Raw genomic sequence first — 19,955 nt, forward strand, 5'->3', positions numbered from 1 at the left:
CTGGAGCGGGACCGACGAGAGGTGAGGGCGCACGGGCAGGTTTTGAAGAAGGGAAACGTCAGGCGTCAACCCTGTTGTCCTGGGCTATCCGTCCTGCAGATATCGCTTCTCGGACGCGGCGAGTTCGTCATACCTCAGGAGTTCGAAAATCTCGCTGAGCGGCGCAATATGAGATTCAATGCTGGCAACGCTCTCCTGAGCTGCGATACTATCGCAGACGCGCCGCATTGCAGCTGCCGCAGCTCGCATGGAGTGATTGGCCCAAATGACGGTGGAGATGCGCGCATCACGATAGGCGGACACTGGCGTTTGGTAATATGTCGTCGGAACGATCACGACAGGAAGCCGATTCCTCCACTCGGTCACGAACGAAAGAATCTCGTCCGCGGTACTCTTTCGCGAGTGAATCAAGATAGCATCCGCTCCGGCGTCGGCATAAGCGTGAGCACGAACGATAGCTTCGTTCAGTCCGTGCCCGACGATCAGCGCTTCGATCCTGGCGACGAGAAGAAGGTGTTCCGCGACCGTATCCTTCACAGCCCTCAGACGCCCGGAGAATTCATCAATATCAGCGAGGGGATGCCGCTCACCGATGAGCGAGTTCATCTTCGGGAAGCAGCTGTCCTCAAGCGAGACGCCCGCCGCGCCAGCCTGGCAAAGCTTGCGTGCAAGGAGGCGGGCATTGTTGAAATTGCCGAAGCCCCCATCCCCGTCAACGAGCACCGGTAGCTCAGTCGAATCCACGATGCGTTCGACGCTCTCGACGAGCTGGCTCCATGAAGCTTCGTTGGCATCGCGAAAGCCCAGCGAGCTGGCAATCGACAAACCAGACGCCCAGAGCCCCTTGAATCCCGAGCGCTCGGCGATTCTGGCCGAAAGGCCATCATGCGCCTCCATCAGAAACGAGAGCTCACCATTTGAACAGACCTCGGCACGAAGCCTTTCGACAGTCGATGGCCGCGTGTATTGATGTCCTGCGGTGGGCCGAAGGGCTTGTGGTTGACACTGCATGCACAAATCCTAGAAGCCGAGCTTCGTTTGACGCAAACGTCGCTGTTCTTATCCTTTTGGATCGACGGCGATCAATGACCAGCTTTGGTAGTTTATTTTGACGTAAAGGGCTTGCATGATTGCCAGGGATTGACGTGAAACGCAAAGTCGTCGTTATGGGTTCATGGGCGTTGATCCTGCTCTCTGGCGCGAGGAACGCTTAGTGAAGTGGTGATATCCGGTTCACACAGAGTTTGATATCGACCGCTACGATTGTCGTGATGCGGTTGTGGCGTTTACGACGTATGGCGAGAGCTCCTCGATATGGCCGGCTTGAGATGGCAGCCTCGCGAGAGTGGAGCCGCTATCTTCGAAGAACTTGCTCTGATTCGGCGAGAGTTTGCCTGGGCGACTGAATGGTATGGCATTTGCTGATGCCGTTCTTGTTCTCTCAAGCCCAGGAGAAAGTCATGGCGGATGTCGATGAGAAAGAGGTTGTGCTGTCGGAACGGGAAAGACAGTGTTTGCGATGGGTCGAGAAGGGGAAGTCATCGTGGTCGATCGGGGTCATCCTGAAAGTCAGCGAGAACACCGTCAACTTCCATATCAAGAATGCGATGGCGAAAGCTCGAAACGAGCACCCGAACCCAGTGTGTCGTCAAAGCGCGACGTCTGCGTCTTATTTAGCCCGCGGTTCGCGGTGGGCTCATAAGGCCGTGGACTGCTGTGGCGAAATGCGAAGCAAATTGCGTCCTGCCAACTGAACTGCGATGAAAGAGGCGCTGATAGTATAGACATGGCGTACTTCCATGTCGTCGCCCATCGTAATGGTGAGGCGCAACGCGGACGAAGCGATCCGACCTAGTGTCGCTGGCGCGTCACGCTCTTGAAAGCTCGACGGTGAGCCGGCCCCAATCGTCTGTCTCCCTGTTGCGAGCCTACTGGGCTTATACGGGTCACAGGTTGAAGGCCCGGTGATCATAGCGGCAGACGTGCTAAAGCTATGGCTATCCAAAGGCGGATTGGACGGCGTGGGCCGGACTTTGGGGGTGGCAGTGACAGTCGGCCGACGCATTTTCAAAAACCTGTTGCTGGTAGACCTTGCTCGAACTCTCGGGGTCTACACGCCTCACCAAAATCGGGTGATGCTCACGGAGCTTTGCTGGCTTGGTAAACGACCTTCGCGGGCCACCAATCCCCAGCTCCTTTTTTTATGATTAGAGCGGCGTGTGCGATGAATGCAATTGTCCTGTGAACCGTTAGCCACAGCAACGGAAGCAGAGGCAAAAGAGTCATCAGGACGCTAAGCCCTGGAATTGAAGTGTTATCGCGCCAGGGACGTTTCTATCGTTCGCGTGTTGAGCATAGCTAGGCCATCCGACAGAAAAAGAGGCGAGCGCTTCGCATTGAGCCCGCCGTTGTCGCTGCTCTTGATGATTGGAAGACTCTTCGCTAGATCACAAGCGTTCACTATGGAGGTGCCGCCGGGGCAATGGGTATTGTGAAGTGGTTCAATCCGACCAAGGGTTATGGGTTCATCAGGCCCGAAGATGGAGGCCGATGTCTTCGTGCACCTCAGTGCCGTTGAAAAGGCTGGTTTCACCACCCTCGAAGAGGGAGCCCGCGTAAATTACGAGCTAAAGGCCGGCCGTACGGGCAAGATGTCAGCTGAGGATCTCCGGGTTGGCTGATACGAGCACGCCGATGGCGCCCTAAACGAGAGCACGGCTTGTCTCGAACTTGTGAGGATAATTGTGCAGTGGTGGTGACGTCTCGCTGACGTGACCACTCCTTTCCGCGTAAGGAACACAGAGTCGGCTGCACCGCCGGAGCATGCGATCGTAATAGAGGTGAAGCGCGGGTGACGCAGGAGCCACCAGCTTATCGCGGGACAAAAAGGTCTCTCGGCGTGTGCCAGTAGTGACCGTGCTCCCGGCGCAGCGATGTTTTCACCACTAGATTTGAGTTAGAAGAGCGCGTCAGTATAGCTCCGGGCCGTGCTCTGGCTGTGGGTCCGCCGCGTTTTCTCTGGCTGGATTGCCTGCTGAAGATGCTCCGTCAATCTATTTCTTGGTAAGCACCACCTGAGACGGGACATCGCGTGAGTTTCGCGAGCATTCGGTAATTGCTGATCAAGGGGCTCTTGCGACTTGTCGCCGGCCTCACGATCATCCCAAGCAGTGCTCGACCTTCATCAAAAGCACCCTCTTAGATGGGTATGATTGTCCCGGGCTCACCACTTCTTCCGTAAACAAGGACGGTACCGTTACGCCGGAAACCTTGCGAGAAGCTGACGAGCTTCGCCGCTGGCTGCAAAAAGGTGGCGCCTTAGTCGCCGCATTCGGCCTTGCCGTCGCGGGGCTACGATATACTAACGAGGTGTTCAGACCTCTACCGGTAGCTTTGCCAACCTGCTGGCGGGGGAGAAGGTAAACGCACGAGGAGGGTGCCAACGCGTTCTGCGTTTTCTCGTCATCGACCGGCAGCGCAGAGTTCCCGAGGCGAAGAAGCCGCGTTTCATCGCGATCGGCGCTGTTGCCTCGAGCAACGTCATTCAGATCGAATCCGAAGCCGCGCGTCGGTAGGGGCGGCCGGCCGAGATCATCATGTAAACCTCGTTGAGTTGCGCCTCCAGGAAATCACCATTCACCCCTCTGCCCCGTGCCACCAACGGAACTTCATGTCGATGATATGATCGAGCCGAGCCGGGGAACGTCCTCTTCTCTAATCTGGCACCATTCCAGTCGTCGCTTCCTGTTCCTCGCCAACGCACTCCGAGGCGAGTGAATTACGCCCTACGAACTCCAAGGCCGCTTTTTCGGTAGATCCAGTTACGACAAAATGTCGCTTTCGAGCTTCCCAATCAACGGCTTGGGAGTTCTTCACGGACGGCGAGCTCCGGCCGATGCTCCGCTATTGATTGTTACCCACTCATTTCCGCGGCAGCGTTGGAGCGAGGACGGAATGCGCATGGCTTCGCGGTACTTCGCGACCGTGCGGCGGGCAATATCAATGCCCGAGGCGCGCAAGCGTTCCACGATGGTGTCATCCGACAGGATCGCGGAGGGCTGCTCCGAATCGATCAGCTGCTTGATGTGGTGACGCACGGCTTCCGCCGAATGGGCCTCGCCGCCGTCGGCCGAGGCGATCGAGGCCGTGAAGAAATATTTCAGCTCGAACGTGCCGCGGTTGGTCGCCATATATTTGTTGGCGGTGACGCGCGACACCGTGGATTCATGCATCTGAATGGCATCGGCGACGGCCTTTGGCCACCCTCGGAATCGCCGTAACTGCCGGCCTCGGCCGGAGCGTCCCCCATGGGGGCCTCGTCACTGGCCCGTTCCAGCAGCGGATTGCGCTCGAGCTCCTCCTCCACGAAGGTCGTGAGATCGAGATTGGACAATTGCAGCAGCTTGATCGCCTGCATCAGCTGCGGCGTCATGACCAGCGACTGCGATTGCCGGAACTCTAATCTCTGCGTGAGCGCCATGGAGCAAGAACCAACACTGAACTTAGCTGAGGTTCCTTCATCTAGTCAGGAGCTGATCGACGCGCTTTGATGTCGCGCAAAAGCAGAGTCGACGTGGGAGTTCTGGTGCGAACGACTGGAAGGACGGCAGATATGCCGGAGGAATTTGTGGGTAATTGAAAGCCTCTCCGGATGCTTACGTCGTTCCAGTATGATGCTGATCCTCTTCTCCGAGCGTTGCCGGGCGTCTGACGCTGAATGCGTTTTAGCACTTGTTCTGCCGGCGCTTTACCTGGTCCGATTTCCGCTTCATCTTCGCTCTTGGTGGCTATGAGGAACCAGAAGTCCTCGCTCTGTGAGGGGCCTCAACTCGTCCACGAGTGCTGACGGCAAACAGGATCTTGCCTTTTCCACGAATCAATTTTCGAGCTGCTGTAGCCCGTTGCAGGCCTAGACCGGCCACGGGAGTGAGTACGTCTTCAGCTGCGTGAACCCGCGCATCGCCTCGAGAACACCCTCCTTATAGCCAAGCCCAGATTGCTTGATCCCGCCGAAGGGCGTCATTTCGGTCCGATAGCCGGGGACTTCCCATACGTTAACGCATCCTACGTCGAGACCATCGATCAGTCTCGTGACATGATCAATCCGGTTAGAGCAAACCCCCGCGGAAAGTCCAAACTTGGTAGCGTTCGCAATTGATATGATTTGATCGATATCGTTTGGGCAACGGATGATCGGCAGCACGGGCCCGAATGTTTCTTCAACAACAAGTTCGGAGGTCGCTCGAACATGATCCAGGAGCGTAGGTGGATAAAATGCGCCGTGAGGCTGACTGCCGAGTAGCCGGATCGCACCATCATCAATCGCGCCGTCAACACGTCGAGCGATAAGTTGGGCGGCCTCTTGGCTGATCACGGTCCCGACGTCCACCAATGGATCGCTGGGGTCGCCGGTCATGAGCTGCCGCATGTAATGGAGCGCACGATCTGCAAAATCGTCCGCGATAGTTTCGGCTACCAACGCTCGCTTGACGGCTGTGCATCGTTGACCCGAATTCTTGATTGCACCTTGGACGGCTAGATACGCTGCACGTTCGGGATCAGCATCCTCAAGAACGATAATTGGGTCGTTCCCTCCGAGCTCAAGTATGAGCTTCCGGTATCCGGCCCGCTCGGCGATGTATCGCCCCACGCAAACGGACCCTGTAAATGTCACCAGCTCCGCATCCGGGTCGGTGAACATAGCATCTTTCAACGAGTCCGGGGTGCCCGTTAGGATTGAAAGCATCTCCTCTGGCAATCCCTGCTCAAACAGTATTCTGCCAAGTGCCAGGGCGGTCAGTGGAGCTCGCTCGGAGGGCTTTAGGACGACGCGGTTGTTTGTCGCTATGGCGGGAGCGAGTTTATGGCTGACAAGATTGAGAGGATGATTGAATGGAGTGATTGCGGAGATCACACCGACAAGAGGCCTGCGCATGGCAAAGATGCGTCGTTCGTGAGGAGTTGTGCCGATGTCACATGGATAAATCTCGCCCTCGCTCTGAATCATTGCGTGGGCGGCAAACGACCAGACGTCGCAGGCGCGTTTGGTCTCATGCAGGGCGTCTTTCAGGCAAAGACCGGTCTCCGACGTAATTAGCCGGGCAAGCTGATCTTGATCTCGTCTAATCGTGCTTGCGGTTCCAAGGAGAATATCCGTCCGTTCGCGGCGCGTCAGCCGAGGGCGAGTTCGCGCCGCTGCCTGAAACGCCTTCCGTATATGGTCAGGTCTTGCCTGCGGCACTTTGCCTACAAGCATCCCCGTGAAAGGATTTCTTATTTCGATCGTCAGGTCCGAATGGGAAGGCGAACCTGCTATGAGCATCGGATGATAGTCTTGATCGATATCAGGCATGCGACAGCTCAACCTGGATGTGACCGTGAGATTTCTGGAATGTGTCGCGTCTTCGTCGTGAATAGATGCACTGGCGGCGAGCGGAGCCGTCGGAGCGGTTGTTTGATGGCAGGTCGCTTTGGAAAGGATTGCCAATGTAGACCAGGCGCAGGATGGCCAGAGTCGAAGATGGTGGCTTCCGGTGCATCACTATTTCCTTCTACCATGCTGTAGCTGGCTCGCTGCCGCGGTTGTGGAGCGCTCGCTGGAATGTGGTCTTGTTCTGAAGAGGCGAATATCGGGAGGTGACGCGAGGAAGCCGCGACGGATGCTGCCGATTGACCTTGCAAACTATGAAGTGAGGGCCACTCGTCCTCAAGCATTGCTGCGTGACAGCTATGAGATGATCTGACCGCTTACAAAGGGCGGCGGTGCGATACCCGCAGGCTGAGGCGATGGCGTCGAGGGATGATGTTCGTGAGGTCGAGAGCTGACCACCTGTTGAAACGTAGCCTTCGTTGTCTAGCACCACGTGGATCAGATTGTTTGGGCTTGCGTAGCCAATGGTCGACAGAGCCCCCATGTGCATCAGTACGCTGCCATCTCCATCCAATGCCAGGACCGTTCTGGTAGGCGCCGTAAGCGCGAGTCCTGCTGCGACCGCGCCGCAATGTCCCAGCGAGCCTTGGACATAGAAATTCAGCGGACGATCCCAGACCCGGAACAGCTCACGAGAGATAAATCCGGACGTAGAAACAATGAGGGTATCGGAGTAGATCTGCTTGCAAATCGTCTCGATGACCTCCCCGACACTGAGGCCATAATCGATCGTGCCAGGCGGTCGCTTTATTGCGTTGCAACTGGATAGCTGGCCACTCCGAAAGAGCAGCGCAAACGGTGCCCCTTTGCCAAATAGTTCGTCGCTACGCGCGATCGCACGATCCACGCCGGAATCAGTTCCATCGAAGTCGCACCACTCAATAGAGAGCAAGTCCAAGAGGGCCATTGTCTTGGCCCCCATAGTCGTGTGTTGTGGCTCGTCCGCAGGCTCATCGGGGTGACCGCGGACGGATAGGAGGAGCAGGACCGGTATTTCGCTGACCATTAATAAAGACGTCAGCGGGTTGATGATATTTCCGAAACCGGAGTTTTGAAGCGCCACGACTGCTCGGTGACCAGACAGCACCGCACCGGCGGCCAGGGCAACTGCACTGCCTTCATTGGCTGCAGGGATCGCCAACAATCCAGGCTCACGAGTGGCTTCGTCGAACAGGTCCGCAAAGTGTGAACAGGGGACGCCGGAGAAGAGACTGTACCCAGCCGTCCGGAGCTTCGACAACAGAACATTGGTCTGAATCGGCATGTCCCACTCACGAAATTGATGAAGAGCAGCGGCAGAACCAACTGCCTCTCAACCCGTCTTGAATTTTAGGTGGTCTTTCGTGCGACGATTAAGCTGCGGTTGCAGACAGATTTGTGGTAATCGATTTGCTGGAAGCCAGCGTCCTCAAGCATCGTGCGCGTGTCCTCGAAGCTGTAACAGCATCCCTCGTACCCTGTGGTGAGCAGCACGGAATATTCTGCTTCAGCAGCCGGAGACGGATGGCCTCCACGGTCGTCCGGGTGGCAGCTGAAAATCGCCACGCGCCCGCCGGCACCAAGAGCGTTGTAAGACTTGTTCAGGAGAAGGCGGACCTTGTCTGATCCCCAATTGTGAAGAACGTGCGAATAAAGATGGAGGCTTGCGTCCGTTGGCAGCGGGTCAAGGAACATGTCTCCAGCTATGACTCGGGCGCGATCGGGGTAAAGCTTCCGATCCGTGAGGCATCTCCGCGCAAGCTGATCAACGGGCGGCCGCTCCAATATCGTTGCTGTGAGTGCGGGATAGCGCATTAGCAAATAAGCGGAATACACGCCCGATCCACCGCCCACATCGAGGACGGAACTGTCATCCGTGCAATCAAGAAGAGTTGCGAGGTGTGGAGCGAAGATCCGCCCTCGCTCCTCCATCCCGCGTGTATTCAGGTCGGCGAACTCGTCGGCCTGCATCAGGGCGTCCCAACTCTTTGTCACACCGCGCTCAACGTGCCAGGTGTCGGCGCCGCCATCTCGCAAAAGTTCGTAAAGCTCCCGAACAGAAGGCTTATACTTCATTGTTGCGATATACGATGCGACGCTATCCGGGGAGTTTCCACTCAGATACCGAACGGACGCGGCGGTTGCGTGCAGCCGACCCGCTTCGTTGGCGATGAGGCCCCACGATTCGAAGAGGCGAAGCATGGTCCGCGTCGGACGCTCCCGAAGGGAGAAATGGACCCGAAGCTGCTCCTCCGTTACCGGATGACCATCAAGGTAGGTGAAGAGATCAAGCCATGAGACAGCCGCAATATAGAGATCCGCGGCATACGAGCTGTCACGCCACCTGATTATCTGCGCTAACTCGGGCGCGCAAATAGGGCAGTCGGGCGAAGCTTGCGAAATCGACGCGGCGCCAGATGATAGTGCAGACGATTGCATGGTCGCATGTCCCTCTTAGATCAAAGTCGTTCAGGAGTAGATGAGATCGCTCATCAGGCTGGCAAACCTCACGGCTCTGAGGGAGCTGGGACACCATCGAAAGACGCTAAAGACGCGGGAGTTTAGAGCGGGCCGATCGGCAGCCCGATGACCAGAAACATCTCCAGCGACGTCTAAGGCGGTATCCTCGGTGAATGCGCGTCGAACTCATCAAGCGCTTCCATGAGGTAGAGAGCTCCTAGTTGCATTCGACCGCTGACGACGCGCCACTTGGCGCTCGCCCAATCTGCAGTGGCATACGTCGTTCAACTAGATCAATTGCTATCTTTGGTAGTTGACTACGAATGACGGATAGATGTCGAAACAGCAGCGATCGTGTCTCCATCGAAGATGTTCGCTACATTCGGGTATTGGATCCTGTTTGGCAGATAGCCGAGCGCAAGCGGACGCTTTGTCTCATTCCGCACATTTTGTGATAGATGCTTCAATGCGCTCAATTGCGTCGAACGGGATGCAAAGTCTATTTAGCCCTTGTCTCGCTCCTGAATTTCGGCTGGACGCGATTGGTATGATTGTTGCTGCGTTGGCCTCACTTCCTCTATGAGAGCGAAAAGAGCGCATACGGCCTTGTCTGCATCTAGCTGTTCCTACATTCTGCACAAATTCGGCAATTCATCTCGCCGTGGACAGCCAAGCGCCGGCCACTTAATGGCATTTTGCTTCTTCGAGCCGGATGTTGAGTGTCCTAGTCATTGTCGCTCGGGTCCACGTGATTTCCGCCGTGCTCAGGCTCGATTCCGAGTGCCGGCTACAGAACGGACCCTTGATCGCTATACCACGACGGCCGGGGTACCCATGGCCTGCTAAGCAGCGGCACGCTCGCTCGTCGAGACGCGGATTCGGCAAGTGATATTTGGGGCATGGATGGATAGCAAAAGGAAACAGTCTCCGGGGGTGTTGTCACATCTGAGGGTGATAGAGATCGGCAGCTCGGACGCAAGCAGCTATTGCGCTCGATTGTTTGCAGATTTTGGGGCTGACGTTCAGAAGATCGAGCCGCCGGGGGGAGATCGAATTCGTCGTACTGCGCCACTCACTCTCAAGGGCCAAAGTGCTTGGTTCGCGTTTCTCAATTTCAACAAATCGAGCACTATCCTCGATCCTGCCGAGGCGGGCGCGATCGCCCGACTAACTGCACTGATCGAGGATTGCGATGTGTTGATCGATGGCCGGGATGTTGATTCCGCGAATTGCCCTCCCATTGACGTCGCTGCGATCCGTGACCGACACTCCGGCTTGATCCACGTTGAGGCGAGCTGGTTCGGGCGTGGAGGACCCTATGCAGACTTTGCAGCGACAGATTCGACCGTCCGTGCACTTGCTGGCCTCATCAAGCTGGTTGGGCCGGCAGAGGGGCCGCCTTCGCACGCTCCAGATTTCCAGACGGGTATTCTTGCCGGCCTTTGGGGTTTTATTGCCGCGGCTTCTTCGGTGATTGCTCGAATGCGCGGCGAGCAGGGCCGGAGGTGGTCACTCAGCATTTTCGAATCGAGCCTCGCTCTCAGCGAATACCTCATCTTTGAGCCATCGGCGCATGGCGACGTCGTACGTCGTCTTGGCATCAATCGCTTCTGGCCGGTCTTTCCGGCGGGTATTTACGAAACAAAAAGGGGATGGCTTGGCGTTACAGCCTTCACACCCGCTCAGTGGAGAGCGTTTTGCGATATGCTCGGCCTTTCCGAACTTGGAAACAATCCGGATCTGCTCCTCGGCAAGGATCGTCTGCGGGACATTGAACAGATCGAACAACAATTCGCACCGAGACTGAAAACGCGTACAGCGCAACAGTGGTTTACCGAGGGGCGTAAACGTAAGATTCCTATCGTGCCAGTACCCCAAATGTCTGATCTTCTCCAAGACACTGAGATGAAAGAGCGCGGCGCGATCGTGCCTGTTCTCCTTGACGAAGAAGAGGGCCTGACCGCTGGCTCGATGCAACGCTTGACGTTAACTCCGCCGCGCCGAGGTGGTAAGGTTCCGGTTCCGGGCGAACAGCAAGCTATTTCGAACGTCCGGAGGCGTTTGCCTTCACCTTCAGCGGCCTGCGTTGATGCCGGGCGGCCACCGTTGGATGGGGTTCGCGTGATAGACTTCTCGATGGGGTGGGCAGGACCCTTGTGCACGCGCATCCTGGCGGATCTTGGTGCGGACGTCATCAAAATCGAGGCCATCCAATATCCGGATTGGTGGCGCGGCGTTGACCGACGCCCAGCTTTCATCAAAGACAAAATGTACGAGCGGGCGCCATGCTTCTGCATCATGAACCGCAACAAACGCGGCATTACACTCGATCTTACGCGGCCACGAGGTCTCGCTCTTGTTAAGCGCCTTTTGGCGAAAGCTCATATTGTTGTCGATAATTATTCAGTAGATGTCCTTCCGAAGCTCGGACTAGGTTTTGATGTGCTCCGAGCGCTCAACCCTGGACTGGTTAAGCTGTCGATGTCCGCGTTTGGCGCGGATAGTAGGTATCGCGATTGTCGGGCCTACGGCTCGACTCTCGAACAGGGCTCGGGCTTGCCGGGCGTAGTCGGAAAGTCCGACATGCCGCCCGTGATGAGCCATGTTGCCTTCGGAGATGCTATCGGCGGCTTGAACGGCTGCGCCGCAATTCTGATCGCGCTGATTTGTGCCCGTGATACCGGGCAAGGACAGCTCATTGACCTTGCCCAGATCGAATGCATGCTGCCATTTGCGGCGCCATGGCTCACCGTCCACTCGATCGACCGTATGCCGCCGAAAAGGTACGGCAATCGACATCCGCGGTTCGTGCCTCACGGCTGCTTTCGATGCGCGGGCGAGGATAACTGGCTTATAGTAGCCGCCACCGACAATGAGATGTGGCAGAGGCTGGCCATTCTTATTGATCGACGAGACTGGGCCATGGACGCATCGCTTAATTCTGCGGAAGCCCGCCGTAGCATTGAGAACGACATCGAGAACGCTATCGAAGCCTGGACGCGCACCCGGGATGCAGATCAGGCGATGTTCGAATTGCAGTCGGTAAGGGTTGCGTCCGGCGTAGCTCGGCATCCAATCGACCTGCTCCAGGATCCCCATCTAAGGTCGCGCGCATTTCTGCAGCAAGTCGAGCGCCCTTTCATAGGTGCGCATCTACAGCCATCAATGCCGATCCGACATGGGGGCGGGCCTTATACGATTCGTGCGGCGGCGCCGACGCTGGGGCAGCACAATAGCGAGATCCTGACTGGGCTTCTCAAGCTCTCCGATAGGGATGTTGCAGAATTGGCGAGTGAAGGCATCATCGGGACGACAATGCTCTGTGAGGGACGTTAAAGGCAAAGAGTGCGTCTTCAGGATAACCGGCCCAGGTGTGTCCGGGAGCGGCTGTCGTGTGTGATGATCGCGGCACGATCTCGCGTCTTGAGCGAAAGTCGTGATGGGATCGTGGAAAGGTTCACATGGACGGCGCGAAAAGTATCGGTGACATGTTCTCACCCAGCTTGTGCCGATCTCTCACCGTGTCGCGGCGCTTCAAGCGAGCAGCCGTGGGGACCCTTGAAACATATAGCTAAGCGAGCATGCCACTATGTCAGATCGATCAGGTCCAAACCGCGTTATCATCGTGCTATTTGGCGGGCTTCGGCCCGATCTTATTAGTCGATCGCTGACGCCGAACCTGGATAGACTGAAGCGCCGCGGTGCTACGCTGGCGCGACAGCGCACCATTTATCCCAGCGAGACCCGGGTTTCACTGACGAGCCTCATCACTGGCGCGACGCCGGATCGTCATGGCATTGTCGGCAACAGGTTTCTCGATCGCGTAGCCGCAGCGCCGCGCTTCATCGATACGAGCGACGACCGACTGGTCGAGGACCTCGATGCCGCGAGTTGCGGCCATCTGGTCGGCGTGCCGTCGCTGGGCGAGATTCTCGCGGCGAACGGCAAGACGTTTGCGGTTCTCGCCTCCAATTCGGCCGGAGCAACTCGCATGCTGAATCACAAGGCTCGATCGCTGAGCCAAGTGACGCTCTCGGGTCATTTCGCTCGCGTCGCGACGTCGGCCGCAATGCTCGAAAGGGTGGAGGCGCGGCTTGGGCCGACGCCCGCGCCGACGCCTCTCGGTACGCCGGATCTTGCCGCTCAAGCCTTTCTAACTTCGGCGTTTCTTGACGAGGTCTGGCCTCAAATTCAGCCCGATGTCGCAATTCTCTCCTTCGGCGAGCCGGACACCTCGTCGCATCATTGCGGCATCGGCGCGACGCCGACGCTGGAGGCGATCCGCTTTCTCGACCGCCAGTTCGGCCGGGTGCTGGATTGGTGGGAATCTGAAGGCGCGCCCAAGGGCGTGCATCTTATCGTAGCATCCGAACATGGCCATGTCACGGTGCACGCGCAGGCTGATCTCTTGGACACGGTGAAGGCGACTGGCATGTGTTGTGGCCAAGTGCCAGGACCGGGGATCGACGCGGTGGTCATATCTGGTCAGGTTGGCGCCATTTACCTGAAGGAGCTATCCGACCGCGCCATCCGCCGCTTGGTTGCGGCAATGATGGAACGGCCTTGGTGCGGACCAGTTTTTACGGCCGCTAAGAGCGGGGAGGATGGGATCGCCCCAGGTAGCCTCGCCCGTCATCTGGTCTTCGCCGATCATCCCCGGTCGGCTGACATATTGTTTTCGTTTCGGGGAGACGATGGTCTCGATTCCTTTGGCTTTCCCGGCCGCTGCTGGAGCCCGAATTCGCCGGTTGGGCTCGGTGTGCACGGCGGGCTGCACGCCAAGGAAATGTCGTCCCTCGGCATCCTAGCGGGCCCATTGATCAGAAGCGGCGTGGAATCGCATGTGCCTTCGGGTATCTGCGATTTTGCGCCGACCGTGCTCAGCCTGCTTGGCATTTCGCGGCCGTCCACGATGAGCGGCCGCGTCCTCGCGGAGGTCCTTATCTTCGGTGCAGAGGATCCTCCCACCATCGAGACGGTTCATAAGGCGAGAGCCGGTGGGTACCAGCAGAACCTGCGTCGCGTGCAGGTTGGCACGACAATCTACGTCGATTCGGCGGATGCTTCTTCATCCAATCACCGCAGTTGATCGTACGCGAAGGTCGATCCCGACCCGTGAAAAGGCGCCGCTGATCTACTTGTGCCTGTCTTCCGTCTGATGACCGCAACTATAAGCGTCAAGCAGGGCGGGCGACTCAGATTGCCTCGGCTTTGGCTGTCCAAGGTCGCGCTGGGCAGCAATGCTGGCGCATTTGAAACAAGAAAGCTGTGCCGCTCTCTTTCAAAAGCACGCCAGCACAATCAGGGCTATCGTGGGCTTTGGAATAGTCCGGCGCAGTACCTGGCACAGATCGTGGTGAGTTGGCCCAACTCTTGCTGCGTTACTTGCCCAGGACTGTGTAGTTCCACCCTACTAGGCTTGTAAGGGGCGGCAATGCAAGATGCTTAGGTGCCTTAAGGCTCAGATTATTCGAAGCGCCCTTCATCCGAGCCTGGTGCGATGAGATGAGCTCGGCAATTGCCGCTAGCTCAAACTCGTCAGCGACTAGTGTACGTTACACATCCGTCACGAGGCGAAGAGCATGCTTGGTGCCGATACCGCCAGTTCGAAACCCTCGATCGCCCCGAAGCCGGCGGGTGGCCGACTATTTTTTCTCGAGGTCAGCACCAACCGCATTCAGGCCATGAATCCAGACGGCTCCAATCGAAAGGTTATTGTCACCGATTGTCAACTTCCGGACGGTCTCGCCGTCGATGTCCGTGCCGGTCATGTCTATTGGACCAATATGGGTTCCGCTATCGATGTCAACGACGGGTCAATCGAGCGGGCTGACATTGATGGAAGGGCTCGGAAAGTGATTGTCCCACGCGGTGCGACCTTCACGCCAAAGCAGGTCCAACTCGATAAAGAGAACCACAAGCTCTATTGGTGCGACCGCGAAGGAATGCGCGTGATGCGCTGCAATCTCGATGGGTCGCAGATCGAGACGCTCATCGAGGCCGGTCGCGGCGAGGTCGATCGACGGGATCCAACTAGATGGTGCGTGGGCATCACGATCGATACAGAGCGTCAGCAGATGTATTGGACGCAGAAAGGTCCTGAAAATGCCGGGCTAGGCCGTATCTTTCGGGCCAACACCGTTATTCCAAACGGCGAGGACCCGGCGAATCGCTCGGATATCGAGTTGCTCTACGACGGTTTGCCCGAACCGATTCACTTAGAGTTCGATCTGGCGAACCGAGCCCTTTATTGGACTGACCGCGGCGACCCTCCCCGCGGCAACACTGTCAATCGGGCAAGACCGGATACCGAGGGTGGTCCAGAGATCCTGATCACGCACCTCATGGAGGGGATCGGCATAGCCCTCAACGTTCCAGGTAACGAGATGTTCGTCACTGATCTCGCCGGATCAATCTATTCGGCTGATCTCGACGGTAAGAACAAACGCAACGTGCTCTGGTCCCAGGGCAACTTCACCGGCATTGCATATGCCGAAATCTAACAGCCCGTTAGACGAACGTTACGACCTGATCCAAGGAGGCCGCCGCATCGCGCTTATCAATATTCGCAACGACTGACGCAGTGCTCGCCGGCGGTCACGTTCGTGTTGGCCTGGAAGACAATTTGTACCTCGAACAGGGAGTACTCGCCATCAATGGAGGGCTCGTCGAGAAAACAGTGCGCGTTATCCGAGAACCTGGTGACGAGCCCGCCACAACAGCTGAAGCTCGCGCGATGCTTGGATTTGCGAGACAAAGTCACTCTGAGCGGCCGTCTAGTGCTGCCGTCGAGAGCAGTACGATAACTTGGCCTTGGATGCCGCGCCCTATCGCGCCTTGGACTAGCGATACCTGTGGTTCACGTTTTTCCACCTTCGATTCTATTAGCCATGCCGCTAGGGGATGAGAGAGGTCGTCAGCTGCGGAAGGAGAACTAAATGGCGGACGCCGAGGCGAGGCCCGCCTTGGTCGCCAGCGCTGTTGCCAAAAACACGCGGCGACTGTTACCTCTTTTAATACTAGGTTATCTTTTCAATAACATTGATCGCAGCAGCGTCGGCATCGCTGCACTGCAAATGAACAAAGCCATCGGCTTGAGTGCTAGCCAATTCGGCTGGGGCGCAGGAATTCTTTTTGTCAGTTATTGCGTGCTGGAAGTGCCCAGCAACATGTTCATGTATCGCTTCGGAGCGCGCCGCTGGTTCGCCCGCATCATGATCACCTGGGGTCTTGCGGCCGCCTCGACGGCATTTGTAGTTGGACCGTACAGTTTCTACCTCGTCCGTTTGCTTCTGGGAGCATTCGAATCAGGCTTCTTTCCTGGGGTGATTTGGTACCTCTCGATCTGGTTTCCGGTGCGATCACGGACGAGGGCGCTCGCCTGGTTCATGGCTGCAACACCGCTATCCTCGCTAATCGGCAACCCTCTCTCTGCTTCCCTACTCGAACTGGATGGACTAGGAGGACTGGCCGGCTGGCAATGGATGTTCCTGCTTGAGGGCCTTCCGGCCTGCCTTCTCGGACTCCTCTGCTTCGTTCTGCTTGCCGACAAGCCAACTGATGCGTCGTGGCTGACGCCTGGAGAGCGGGAAGCGCTGCTCAAAGAACTCGCCAGGGAAGAGCACGTGAACGTCAAAAAGGACTTTTGGCCCGCAATCAAAGATGTCCGTGTTTTGATGTTGACGTGCATCGTGCTCGCTTTCACGATAGGCTCATTCGGAATTGGAATCTGGCTTCCTCTAATTTTAAAGACTCACAACTTGAGCGACATGCAGGTTGGGTGGCTCTCGGCCGTGCCATACCTCTTTGTAAGCGTAGGCATGCTGTTCTGGGCCGAGCTTGTCGATCGCAAAGGGTACAAGATCTACAATCTGATGGCTGCGTTGATGCTGGGCGCAATTGGTCTCGTCTTTTCGGCGGTCCTCTCGTCTCTCTTGACCACGCTCACATGCTTAACGCTTGCTCTTGTGGGCACGATCACTGCGCGGACAATCCTGTACACGATGCCGCAGACCTTCCTGACTGGCGCGGCTGCTGCCGGGGGTATCGCCTTCATCAATTCCGTTGGTGCCTTTGGTGCTTTCGTTGGGCCCTATATGGTCGGCTCGCTTAAGGATGCAACGGGATCCTTTAACGCCGGCATGATTGGAATGGCCGTGATCCTAATTGTTGCGACGACTATTGCGGGCAAAATGAGAGAGGTGGCTTGACCATGACCTTGACGCTCGCCGAAACCGCGATCATGCGGCCGCCCTCACGGCCGGAGTACATCGGTAGCCATACTAGGTGACCCCGACTACCGCGCTCACTGCCGCTCCGCCAATCTCGATTGTGATCGTTATTGGGCTGCTATCGTCGCTTTGGTCTCGACGCCAGCGCGAGGGGAACTCCATCGCTGCTTCACTACGGAAGCGAAGAGCGGACCATCACCGGGCAGGCTGAGCACGCCGCTTACGCCCCCGCCTTGCGCACACGAACCGAGGCTCTGGCGCGATGCCGGGCCGCCGCGCCACATCCGACACGACTTCGCCCGGCGCATACGACGCCGCTACGATCGTCGCTTTGACTTCGCCACTCTATCGCCGGCGACGTCCCGCACCGACCTGGATATCCACTCCGCCTCGCGGCTGCAAAGCGCCAACTATATCGTCACTTACGTATCAAATACGGTGTCGGTTAGAAGGTCGGCAGGGGTCCGCTGCGCTACGACCTCTCCTTTCTGGACCAGGAGAGCTCTGCCGACCAGCGATGCGAGGAAACTGAGGTCCTGGTCGGCGATGACCATTGCGGACCTTTCACGTCGGTGGATCAACAAGAGGCATTCGGCGATCTCGTCGGTCACCGACGGTTGGATGCCCTCGGTCAATTCGTCAAGGAGAAGAAGGCGCGGAGACCTGACCATGGTGCGCGCGAGCGCAAGCAGCTGCCGTTCCCCGCCGCTCAAGGCAGCACTGGGACGGTTAAGAAGCCTCTCGAGCCGCGGAAAGAGTGACATGATTTCGTTGAGCGACTTGGCATGGCCTGCGCCCGGCATCATGCCTGCGAGCAGGAGATTTTCCTTGACCGTCAGGCCGGGGAATCCCGCTCCACCCTGTGGGGTGTAGCCGAAGCCCATCCGGCTGCGCCGGTGCGCGAGCAGACCTTCGATCGCAACACCGTCCAGCTGGATCTTGCCGTCCTCCGCTGGAAGCAGACCCATGATCGTCTTGAGCAAGGTCGTTTTGCCCATCCCGTTCAGGCCGACGATGCCTAGGATTTCCTGAGCCCCGAGATCGAAACTTAGACCGCGCAAAACCCGCGTATTGCCATAGCCGGCGCTCAAGCGCTCAACCTTCAACATGGGCTGCGTCCTTCTTGCGGCCGATGTAGATGTCCCGAACGGTTTCGTTCGCCTCAATTCTCTCCATGCTGTCTTCCACTAGCACCTTTCCCCTGTGCAGGACCGTGACCTTCTGGGCGAGGCGGGCAATGAACTCAAGATCGTGCTCGACCACGATCACTGTCGCACGAGCGTTGAGCCGCTTGATGATGTCGACCGTCCTCAGCATCTCCTCGCGTGTCATGCCCGCGGTTGGCTCGTCCAGAAGAGCAAGACGCGGATCGCTGGCGAGCAGCATGCCGAGCTCGCACCATTGGCGATGCGCGTGCGAAAGGGTCGCAGCCGGTCGTTTGGCGAGAAGGTCGTCGAAGCCGATTTCGGCTAAGACCAAATCAACGACGCTGTCCAACTCGCGCTTTGTTAGTTTCCTTCGAAGCGCGGCCAGCCGTATATTCTCGCGGACGTCAAGATTGGCGTAGACGCTGGGAATCTGGTTCTTGATCGCAATGCCCCGGCGGGCAATGCGGTGGGTCGGCAGGCCCTGAAGATCTCGGCCCTCGAACAAAACATGCCCGCTGGTTGGCTGGTGTTGGTGCGTGAGGCATTTGAACAACGTACTCTTGCCAGCACCATTCGGGCCAATCAAGCAGCGGATTTCACCCACATCTACGACCAGGTCCACGCCGTCGACCGCGGCAACGCCGCCGAACCGTTTGACGAGCCCGCGGGTTGCGAGAATGGGAAAGCCGCTCATGCAGTTTTCTCCTTCCGCCCGAAGATGCCAAAGCGGTAGGTGAGCTTTAGATTTGCTATACGGACAATCATCGGCTGAAGGCCCTGCGGCGCCAGCAGGACGAATAGGACGATCGTCGCGCCGAAAATCAGCTCCGTGTTGAAGACCTGATTGGCACCAAGCTGGCTACTTAGAAGCTGAAAGGCGAAGCTTGCAGCCACGGGTCCGACAAAGGCACCAAGGCCGCCAGCGATAACCCACAGAACGAATTGCGAAGCTTGCGGAAGATCAAAGACGTTTGGGCTGATGAACCCCATCACCGATGTGTAAAGCGTGCCGCCGAACCCGGCAATGGCAGCACTCAGGGCAAAACCGACGAGCTTGTAGAAGCGGATGTCGTAGCCCAGAAGCTCGCTCCGCAACTCGCTTTCGAGGATCGCTGTCATGATCCGACCGGCATCGCTCGAACGCACAAACGAGAGCAGAACATAAGCCCCCGCCAGCGCCAGCAGGCAGATTGAAAAGGTCGCTTCCGTAGATAAGGAGGCCTGCGGATCGCCCGGCATATTGAGCGATGGGATCGCTGAAATGCCGTTGAAGCCCCCCAACGGCACCGGCCCGATGTGAAACCAGGGATCCGCAGTCGACGTCATAAAAGAATAGAAGATCAACGTCACGCAGAGCGTTATGACGCCAAGATAAACATCACCCAGCCGGCTGAAAAACAGGCAGGAGCCAAGGAGGAGCGAGAATACGACCGGCAGTATGGTCCCGATCAGCACGGCAAGCGTGCTGTCGCCGAAATTTGAGACCGCGATGGCATAGGCATACGCACCGATACCAAAAAACACGGAATGTCCGAGGTTGAGGATCCCGAGCGTCCCCCAAACGAAGGCGAGTCCAAGCGCTGCAATCGCCATGGCCGAAAAGGCGGACAAATTGACGAGGTCGAACGGCTCCAGAACGAACGGCCCGGTAACAGCCACGAGCACAAGAGCGAATGGAAACAGGGCGCGTTTGATGTGGCGCAGCAT

14 protein-coding genes and 3 pseudogenes are annotated in these 19,955 nt (G+C 57.5%); 7 read left to right on the forward strand and 10 right to left on the reverse strand.

What is annotated here, in order from left to right; all coding sequences use genetic code 11:
• Nucleotides 1–84 precede the first annotated feature (84 nt).
• Nucleotides 85–1,011, reverse strand: coding sequence for a phosphoenolpyruvate mutase (gene aepX, locus ACVIIV_RS15975; protein WP_456745005.1), 927 nt, complete (start codon nucleotides 1,009–1,011; stop codon nucleotides 85–87).
• A 449-nt stretch (nucleotides 1,012–1,460) separates the two neighbouring features.
• On the opposite strand from aepX, the gene ACVIIV_RS15980 reads away from it, so the two are divergent.
• Nucleotides 1,461–1,754: a helix-turn-helix domain-containing protein gene (locus ACVIIV_RS15980; protein ID WP_456745006.1), complete on the forward strand. Its 294-nt coding sequence runs from the start codon at nucleotides 1,461–1,463 to the stop codon at nucleotides 1,752–1,754.
• A gap of 728 nt (nucleotides 1,755–2,482) precedes the next feature.
• Nucleotides 2,483–2,681 (forward strand): annotated as a pseudogene (locus ACVIIV_RS15985) (cold-shock protein).
• 1,191 nt (nucleotides 2,682–3,872) lie between these two features.
• On the opposite strand, the pseudogene ACVIIV_RS15990 reads toward ACVIIV_RS15985, so the two are convergent.
• The 5 genes and pseudogenes from ACVIIV_RS15990 to ACVIIV_RS16010 all read right to left on the reverse strand — a co-directional run.
• A pseudogene (locus ACVIIV_RS15990) lies at nucleotides 3,873–4,256 on the reverse strand (RNA polymerase factor sigma-54); the annotation flags it as partial.
• Entirely contained in the window at nucleotides 4,160–4,480 is a 321-nt protein-coding gene (locus ACVIIV_RS15995) for a hypothetical protein (RefSeq protein ID WP_456745007.1), read from the reverse strand. The pseudogene ACVIIV_RS15990 and the gene ACVIIV_RS15995, both read right to left, overlap by 97 nt.
• Nucleotides 4,481–4,909: 429 nt before the next feature.
• Nucleotides 4,910–6,352, reverse strand: a complete 1,443-nt coding sequence (phnY, locus tag ACVIIV_RS16000; protein WP_456745008.1) for a phosphonoacetaldehyde dehydrogenase — start codon at nucleotides 6,350–6,352, stop codon at nucleotides 4,910–4,912.
• A 199-nt stretch (nucleotides 6,353–6,551) separates the two neighbouring features.
• The gene (gene aepY / locus ACVIIV_RS16005) at nucleotides 6,552–7,694 is read right to left on the reverse strand and encodes a phosphonopyruvate decarboxylase (protein WP_456745009.1); all 1,143 of its coding nucleotides are present in this window, start codon (nucleotides 7,692–7,694) and stop codon (nucleotides 6,552–6,554) included.
• A gap of 65 nt (nucleotides 7,695–7,759) precedes the next feature.
• A complete protein-coding gene (locus ACVIIV_RS16010) occupies nucleotides 7,760–8,848 on the reverse strand; it encodes a methyltransferase (protein ID WP_456745010.1) in 1,089 nt (362 codons plus the stop codon).
• A 954-nt stretch (nucleotides 8,849–9,802) separates the two neighbouring features.
• Here ACVIIV_RS16010 and ACVIIV_RS16015 point away from each other — a divergent pair.
• The 5 genes from ACVIIV_RS16015 to ACVIIV_RS16035 all read left to right on the forward strand — a co-directional run bounded on the left by ACVIIV_RS16015 (nucleotide 9,803) and on the right by ACVIIV_RS16035 (nucleotide 17,079).
• A complete protein-coding gene (locus ACVIIV_RS16015) occupies nucleotides 9,803–12,205 on the forward strand; it encodes a CoA transferase (RefSeq protein WP_456745011.1) in 2,403 nt (800 codons plus the stop codon).
• 253 nt (nucleotides 12,206–12,458) lie between these two features.
• Nucleotides 12,459–13,958: an alkaline phosphatase family protein gene (locus ACVIIV_RS16020; protein WP_456745012.1), complete on the forward strand. Its 1,500-nt coding sequence runs from the start codon at nucleotides 12,459–12,461 to the stop codon at nucleotides 13,956–13,958.
• 493 nt (nucleotides 13,959–14,451) lie between these two features.
• Nucleotides 14,452–15,372 carry a 3-hydroxyacyl-CoA dehydrogenase gene (locus tag ACVIIV_RS16025; protein WP_456745013.1) on the forward strand — a complete coding sequence of 307 codons (921 nt, stop codon included), beginning with the start codon at nucleotides 14,452–14,454 and terminating at the stop codon, nucleotides 15,370–15,372.
• A gap of 80 nt (nucleotides 15,373–15,452) precedes the next feature.
• A complete protein-coding gene (locus ACVIIV_RS16030; protein ID WP_456745014.1) occupies nucleotides 15,453–15,776 on the forward strand; it encodes a 3-keto-5-aminohexanoate cleavage protein in 324 nt (107 codons plus the stop codon).
• Nucleotides 15,777–15,807: 31 nt separating this feature from the next.
• Nucleotides 15,808–17,079: an MFS transporter gene (locus ACVIIV_RS16035; protein ID WP_456745015.1), complete on the forward strand. Its 1,272-nt coding sequence runs from the start codon at nucleotides 15,808–15,810 to the stop codon at nucleotides 17,077–17,079.
• 216 nt (nucleotides 17,080–17,295) lie between these two features.
• Here ACVIIV_RS16035 and ACVIIV_RS16040 read toward each other — a convergent pair.
• The 4 genes and pseudogenes from ACVIIV_RS16040 to ACVIIV_RS16055 all read right to left on the reverse strand — a co-directional run.
• Nucleotides 17,296–17,433: pseudogene (locus ACVIIV_RS16040) on the reverse strand (hypothetical protein); the annotation flags it as partial.
• Between the two features lie 89 nt (nucleotides 17,434–17,522).
• Nucleotides 17,523–18,209 carry an ABC transporter ATP-binding protein gene (locus tag ACVIIV_RS16045; RefSeq protein WP_456745016.1) on the reverse strand — a complete coding sequence of 229 codons (687 nt, stop codon included), beginning with the start codon at nucleotides 18,207–18,209 and terminating at the stop codon, nucleotides 17,523–17,525.
• Nucleotides 18,196–18,942, reverse strand: coding sequence for an ATP-binding cassette domain-containing protein (locus ACVIIV_RS16050; RefSeq protein WP_456745017.1), 747 nt, complete (start codon nucleotides 18,940–18,942; stop codon nucleotides 18,196–18,198). The genes ACVIIV_RS16045 and ACVIIV_RS16050 overlap by 14 nt, the downstream gene beginning before the upstream one ends.
• Nucleotides 18,939–19,955 (reverse strand): branched-chain amino acid ABC transporter permease, encoded by a 1,017-nt coding sequence (locus ACVIIV_RS16055; RefSeq protein WP_456745018.1) that lies wholly within the window; start codon nucleotides 19,953–19,955, stop codon nucleotides 18,939–18,941. The genes ACVIIV_RS16050 and ACVIIV_RS16055 overlap by 4 nt, the downstream gene beginning before the upstream one ends.

Source organism: Bradyrhizobium sp. USDA 4354 (assembly GCF_054060315.1).

What these genes read in the sequence shown, in the direction of transcription:
- phnY (WP_456745008.1), bottom strand. Translation starts at nt 6,352, where the DNA reads ATGCCTGATATCGATCAAGACTATCATCCGATGCTCATAGCAGGTTCG.
- ACVIIV_RS16055 (WP_456745018.1), bottom strand. Translation starts at nt 19,955, where the DNA reads ATGCTGCGCCACATCAAACGCGCCCTGTTTCCATTCGCTCTTGTGCTC.
- ACVIIV_RS15980 (WP_456745006.1), top strand. Translation starts at nt 1,461, where the DNA reads ATGGCGGATGTCGATGAGAAAGAGGTTGTGCTGTCGGAACGGGAAAGA.
- ACVIIV_RS16035 (WP_456745015.1), top strand. Translation starts at nt 15,808, where the DNA reads ATGGCGGACGCCGAGGCGAGGCCCGCCTTGGTCGCCAGCGCTGTTGCC.
- ACVIIV_RS16020 (WP_456745012.1), top strand. Translation starts at nt 12,459, where the DNA reads ATGTCAGATCGATCAGGTCCAAACCGCGTTATCATCGTGCTATTTGGC.
- ACVIIV_RS15995 (WP_456745007.1), bottom strand. Translation starts at nt 4,480, where the DNA reads ATGGCGCTCACGCAGAGATTAGAGTTCCGGCAATCGCAGTCGCTGGTC.
- ACVIIV_RS16010 (WP_456745010.1), bottom strand. Translation starts at nt 8,848, where the DNA reads ATGCAATCGTCTGCACTATCATCTGGCGCCGCGTCGATTTCGCAAGCT.
- aepY (WP_456745009.1), bottom strand. Translation starts at nt 7,694, where the DNA reads ATGCCGATTCAGACCAATGTTCTGTTGTCGAAGCTCCGGACGGCTGGG.
- ACVIIV_RS16050 (WP_456745017.1), bottom strand. Translation starts at nt 18,942, where the DNA reads ATGAGCGGCTTTCCCATTCTCGCAACCCGCGGGCTCGTCAAACGGTTC.
- ACVIIV_RS16025 (WP_456745013.1), top strand. Translation starts at nt 14,452, where the DNA reads ATGCTTGGTGCCGATACCGCCAGTTCGAAACCCTCGATCGCCCCGAAG.
- aepX (WP_456745005.1), bottom strand. Translation starts at nt 1,011, where the DNA reads ATGCAGTGTCAACCACAAGCCCTTCGGCCCACCGCAGGACATCAATAC.
- ACVIIV_RS16045 (WP_456745016.1), bottom strand. Translation starts at nt 18,209, where the DNA reads ATGTTGAAGGTTGAGCGCTTGAGCGCCGGCTATGGCAATACGCGGGTT.